Source organism: Hungatella sp. (genome assembly GCF_046966825.1).
Genome location: NZ_JBKVCZ010000224.1, coordinates 1 through 5,818, shown reverse-complemented (window position 1 = coordinate 5,818; position 5,818 = coordinate 1). Strand labels below are relative to the sequence as shown.

4 protein-coding genes and 1 pseudogene are annotated in these 5,818 nt (G+C 48.6%); 2 read left to right on the top strand and 3 right to left on the bottom strand.

The window, feature by feature from the left end:
• Positions 1-506: pseudogene (locus tag ACLTD4_RS32615) on the bottom strand (collagen-like protein); the annotation flags it as partial.
• A 273-nt stretch (positions 507-779) separates the two neighbouring features.
• Between ACLTD4_RS32615 and ACLTD4_RS32610 the strand changes: the two are divergent.
• Positions 780-1,583, top strand: a complete 804-nt coding sequence (locus ACLTD4_RS32610; protein WP_242840503.1) for an N-acetylmuramoyl-L-alanine amidase family protein — start codon at positions 780-782, stop codon at positions 1,581-1,583.
• Between the two features lie 359 nt (positions 1,584-1,942).
• On the opposite strand, the gene ACLTD4_RS32605 is transcribed toward ACLTD4_RS32610, so the two are convergent.
• Both ACLTD4_RS32605 and ACLTD4_RS32600 read right to left on the bottom strand, forming a co-directional pair.
• A complete protein-coding gene (locus ACLTD4_RS32605) occupies positions 1,943-3,727 on the bottom strand; it encodes a sensor histidine kinase (protein ID WP_002600936.1) in 1,785 nt (594 codons plus the stop codon).
• Positions 3,711-5,249: a response regulator transcription factor gene (locus ACLTD4_RS32600; protein ID WP_117620937.1), complete on the bottom strand. Its 1,539-nt coding sequence runs from the start codon at positions 5,247-5,249 to the stop codon at positions 3,711-3,713. The genes ACLTD4_RS32605 and ACLTD4_RS32600 overlap by 17 nt, the downstream gene beginning before the upstream one ends.
• Positions 5,250-5,395: 146 nt before the next feature.
• Between ACLTD4_RS32600 and ACLTD4_RS32595 the strand changes: the two genes are divergently transcribed.
• On the top strand, positions 5,396-5,818 hold a 423-nt coding region (locus ACLTD4_RS32595; RefSeq protein ID WP_412331910.1), incomplete at its 3' end, for an extracellular solute-binding protein.

Sequence of the window (5,818 nt, the reverse complement as noted above, 5' to 3'; positions counted from 1 at the left end):
GCACCAGTAGGACCGGTAAGACCGGTAGGCCCAGTAACTCCAGTCGGTCCAGGATCCCCGGTAAGTCCAGTTGGGCCAGTAGATCCAGTAGAACCAACAAGGCCGGTAGCGCCGGTAGGTCCTGTAGGTCCGGGATCACCAGTAAGTCCAGTAGGGCCAGTAGGACCAGTAGGCCCAGGATCACCAGTAAGCCCGGTAGGGCCAGTCGCTCCTGTCAGCCCCGTGGCTCCGGTCGCCCCAGTAACTCCGGTAGGCCCGGTCGCCCCAGTAACTCCCTGAGGGCCTGTCACCCCAGTGGGCCCAATTGGTCCAGCAGGTCCAGTATCCCCCATACCCCCCGTAGGCCCTGTCGGACCAGCAGCCCCGGTAGCTCCGGTCGGTCCAGTAGCCCCAGTCGGTCCGACCCGGCAAGGGCATGGCTCCGGAGCGGGGCCGTGGCAGCAGCCAGGGCAGCCGGGACAACAGCCGGGACAGCGGCATTGACATTGTTTATTATATGAATTCATGATCATTATCCTTTCAAATAAAATACAGTTACACTATCATTATATACACAGGAGGGGATTGTTGTTTTTATATGTTACAAAACAATAAGAATATCCGGTGAAATTTGTAATAAAAGCTTAATAGTATGAATGTTGACATTTCAGGCCTTCACGACTTACACTTATGTAAGAGAAAATGGGGGGCGAGGTGAGCCGGTACAAATGAATCGGGATAATGAAAGATACGAAGATCTTGAGATGCGGAGACGTTCCAGGATAAGAAGACAAAAAAGAATGAAACGGCAGCGCCGGAGAGCGAGGATTTTATTTGGCCTCTTTTCCGCATTTTTGGCTCTTTTGACCGGAGCCGTTCTGGGAGCGCTGAGTCTGTATATGGAAGGCCGGATAGAACGCAGAGCTATCGATTTGAGCGCCCTTGTCGCTCCTGACTGGATTACGCAGGATTTCTTCGAAGTGAATCCGTATTCCAGGCCGGGAACAAAGATGAACCGGGTTAATGAGATCATCATTCATTACGTGGCGAATCCGGGAACGACTGCAAAGCAGAACTGGAATTATTTCAATAATTTAAAAGATCAGAAGGGAGATAAGGCGACCTCGGCCAGCAGCCATTTTATCATAGGGCTTGACGGGGAGATTCTTCAGGGAATTCCACTGGATGAAATCGCCTATTCCACATCGAAGGAAAAGAATCTGGACTCGGTTTCGATTGAGAACTGCCATCCCGGCGAGGATGGAAAGTTTACCGATGATACATATGCTTCCCTGGTGAAGCTGACTTCCTGGCTTTGCTGGGAACTGGATCTGACAGAAAAAGATGTGATCCGCCATTACGATGCCACCGGAAAAGACTGCCCGCGTTATTATGTGGCCCACGAAGACGAGTGGAACGCATTTTTAAAAGATGTAAAGGCGGCGTTAAAGGAACTGAATAAGAATGGCAGGCCCGACAGCCAAAAGACCGGAACTGATAATTCCGAAAGTGAAAATTTAAAAAGTGATAATTCGGATAACAGCAAGAAAAGTACCGGACAGAATGAAAACGCCGGTAATCTGGAAACAATGAAAGCGGAGTAAGGGAGATGCAGTTTAAGCAAATCACAGTGCTTTCGGCAGCAGAAGATTTTAGATAACAAATCATTATAAAAGGAGTGGACCCATTTTTAGGTTTTTTCTCAGCTTTGGGTGCGGGGCCGCGCAGGGAGAGTTCATATCCCGTGTCCGCCCCGCTTCCTACTCGCCATAAAAATGGCCGGGATTGTCGGACACAAAATGCATGTGTTCGCCATTCCCGGCCATTTTTATGGCGAGTATCCAGACGGCGGCACACTGGGATATGAACTCTCCCTGCGCGGCCCCGCACCCAAAGCCGAGAAAAAACCCATTTTTATGCGTTCCACTCCTTTTTCCTGCTTAAAAATAACGGTGTCTCTCATTTACAGCAGCGCCGGAAATGTAATAAATACCGTTGTGCCGATATACGGCCGGCTCGTGTAGCGAAGGCCGTACTGCGTTCCGTAAGAAAGCTGGATTCTTTCATGAATATTCCATACACCATAGCCGGAATTCTTTTCCCCGCGGGTAAGGAGTGTACCCAGCTTCTCCTCTGGAATTCCGATCCCGTCGTCTTCAATAGAAATGGTAATCACGCCGTCTTCCAGCCCAGCCCTGATGGTAATTTCTCCAGATTCCGAACTTTTTTCGCGGATTCCATGAAGGATTGCATTTTCAACCAGCGGCTGGAGAATAATTTTGATAATCTTATAGTCGTATAGCTCTTCCGGCACATCGATGGTCAGCTTAAAATGATCTTCAAACCGCATATTCTGAACGTTGACGTAGGCCGCCACGTGGTCCAGCTCATTTTTCAGGGAGACGATGGTCTCCCCATGTCCAAGGCTCAGCATGTAGAAACGTCCCAGTTCTTTTGCTGCCTCCGCCACATCGGGCGCCTCATTATCGATTCCCAGCCAGTAGATCATGTCCAGCGTGTTGTAGAGAAAATGGGGATTAATCTGTGACTGGAGAACCTGAAATTCCAGATCCTTGATTTCATAACCCAGCTTATACTGTTCCTTCAGGAGACCGGAGATCTGCCGGACCATGTCATTGAAGCTGTCGGTCAGAACACCGATTTCATCCGTACCGTTGCAGAGCGGTTCGATCTCAAAGTTAGAGCTGACGGCCCTGGAGATGTACTCCTTCAACACGTAGATGCGGGAACTTAACTGCTTCGAGGTCCGGTACAGGACCGGAATCAGGAGAACGATCAACAGGATGACCAGGATGATGGTCTGCTGCTGATAACGTCTCGTCGCTCTTAAGATATCGGAGGAAGGAGTCAGAATAGCCAGAGTCCAGTCACAGCCGCTGATCGGCTGGATTCCAATAAAGTGATTTTTGCCATTAAATTTAATCTGCTGCAGCTCCGAATCCGTGTCCGAAGCGGCCTGCAAATGTAGCGCTTCGACATCCGCCGGCGTAAAAAAGTCCTCCTTTCCGTGATACATAATTGTCTCACCATATGAATTGTAGAGGAGGACAGAGGTACCCAGCGTAGTAGCCGCCTGGGCAATTACGTCTTTAAACGCAGAATTATTGATCGTGGCGGTCAGGGTTCCCAAATACTGATTTAAATTTTTGGAATCGGGGATTTTCTTCACGTAGGTAATGGCCCCGAGCTTATCGGAGGAGCTGAAAAACGAAGCGGGAAGCCACAGAGAACTGATATTTTCTTTTTCGGAGGAGCGTTCATACCAGCGCTCTTTTTCTTCCTCCGTGAGCTGGCCGAATTCCTTGCTGTTTTCGAAGGAAATGGAGCCGTCGAGCGCAAAGAGGCGGATGTTATGGATATCTTTAGACGTATTGGCATTGTACATGATGCTCTTTGCCGTCGTGCTTAATATAATCCAGTTGTTCTGACTCTCTCTGTTAAATTCATCGCTGGAGGCAATCAGGGTCTGGATTGTCTCATCTGCACTGATCACATTGATGATGTTCTTGATGGAGGTTACCTTATAGCCGAGAAATTCCGTGGTCTGGAGCAGCATGTTCTTAGCCGTATACAGTGCCTGCTTCGTCTCCGATTTTGATGAATAGTAGGAGCTGGCCGAGGAGAAGATCACAAGAATCAGGCAAATAATCAGGAAATAGGAGAAAAACAGCTTCTTCATATAATTCATAGAAGAAAAACAGCGTTTGATGTTATGAATCACCTTCATGGAGTTTCTCCCTTCTCGGAAATTTTGCCGTAGTCCTGCGGTACTGTGTCGGTGTGACACCGTACTGCCTCTTAAAGACAGTACTTAAGTAATTGGCGTCCAAAAGACCTATCCTTTCCGCGATTTCATAAAGCTTTAAGTCCGTATCACTTAAAAGGCGGCATGCTTTTTCCGCACGGATATTCAGAAGAAAGTCATTGATGGTTACCCCGGTCTGTTTTTTGAACAGCGTACTTAAGTAATTCTGCGATAAATTTACGTGATCCGCGATGACCTTGATAGACAAGTCGGGATTGGAGTAATTCCACAGAATGTAATGTACTGCATTTTTAATCTTAATATCGTAGATGTCGCCGCCTAAAAGCTGGATGGTATTGACCTCATAATAGATAAGCTCCCTGTATTCCGCCAGCGAAAGCGTCTCAAACGCACCCCAGGACACCACCCTTTCATCCCAGCTTTTTTCTATGGTCATCATGTAAATCTTGTAGAGTTCACCGCGAATATAGGGAATGTCCGTATACTTTTCCCGGGCAAGAGTGTCAAACAGTGTTTCCGCACCGGATAATGTCAGTTCCTTCAGACGAAAGATATTTTTGGGAACCTCTTTTAAAGGCAGCGGTTCCGCAAAAGTAATCGTCCCATAATTCTCATAGTAAAAGCTTTCATATTCGGTCATCCGTGATACCGCAGCATAGAGTTCGGGAATCTCCGTCAGGGAGAGACAGGGCCAGCTGATTCCGATCGCTGTCTCCGGAAGCTGGGATTTTGATGCGGAAGCCTGAAGGTCCCCCAGGATGCGCGTCATAACAGAGGAGGGGAGATTCCTGTAAATGAGTACGGCCTCTCTCGAAGAACGAAGGCTTAATAGGTAATCGTCCGGAGCAAGACCGTGCGCCTGCTCGAGTTCTCGGGCAACCGAAGAGAGAAAGGCTCTGGCACCGGCATCACCGGCCAGCTTTTTGACGGGCCGGATACAGGACAGGGAGTAATTCCCTATTTTAGTCCACTCAAAATAGAGCGGGATAAAGTCCTGACTGAATCTCTGCCAGTCCAGGCCGGGGGAAACGAGGGCGGAGACGATCTCCTCATGGATAATCGGAAGGGCCTTCTGAAATCCGTCGTGAATCAATTCCTCTTTCTGCTCGGATTCCAGCTGCATGACCGCTTTTGATACCGCTTTCCGTATCTCAACCACGTCGATCGGTTTTTCTATGTAATTAACCACCTTCAGCTCGATTGCTGACATCAGATACTCCTTGTCCGCATAACCGCTCAGGAAAATGATCTTGCATCTGGGAAATTTCTTGCGGATAATGGTCGCCAGCTCAATTCCCGTCATATGAGGCATCCGGATATCGGACAGCAGGATATCAGGCTTGATATCATCCACGGCAAGCAGCGCCTCCATCCCGCCCGCGACGGCGGTTACGGGATCGACACCGATTCCGTTCCAGTCGATATGGCGGCATAGCCCCTCCCGTGTCCGTTTTTCATCTTCGACAATTAATAAATGAAACACAGATTTTCCCCCTTTTTTGCGTCTTTCGCACAGAATACAGAAATAAATCGTAGGATTTTAAAGAATATAGTAATATTAGCATATGTTCAGAAAATTGTAAATCCAATATAATAGGGGTACAAATCAAGATAGAAAGGACATGAGTTATGAAAAGGAGAAGAATTGCGGCATTGGCTTTAAGCTTTATGATGGTGGGAACTATGCTTGCAGGTTGTGGGACAGGAAGTGAGGCTCCTGCCGGAGGAGAAACCACGGCCCAGGCTCAGGCGGGGGAGAAGAAGGAGACGACAGAGGGCGCGGCTTCGGGGGAAAAGACGACTCTCTCCATGATGGTATTTCCTTCTACGGAAAATTACGAGACGATCAATGAGAAATTTCTGGAACAGAATCCCGATCTGGCAGAAAAGGTGGATTTTGAGGTTCAGCTGGGAGGAAGCGGAGACGGCGATGTGGCGGACAAGCTGAGACTGGCTTTAACCTCCGGTGAAAATGTTCCCGATATTGTCCGTCTCAATTACACGCAGCTCCCGGAATTTGCCAAGGCCGGCGTGCTCTATCCGCTGGGGGAC

What these genes read in the sequence shown, in the direction of transcription:
- ACLTD4_RS32610 (WP_242840503.1), top strand. Translation starts at nt 780, where the DNA reads ATGAAACGGCAGCGCCGGAGAGCGAGGATTTTATTTGGCCTCTTTTCC.
- ACLTD4_RS32605 (WP_002600936.1), bottom strand. Translation starts at nt 3,727, where the DNA reads ATGAAGGTGATTCATAACATCAAACGCTGTTTTTCTTCTATGAATTAT.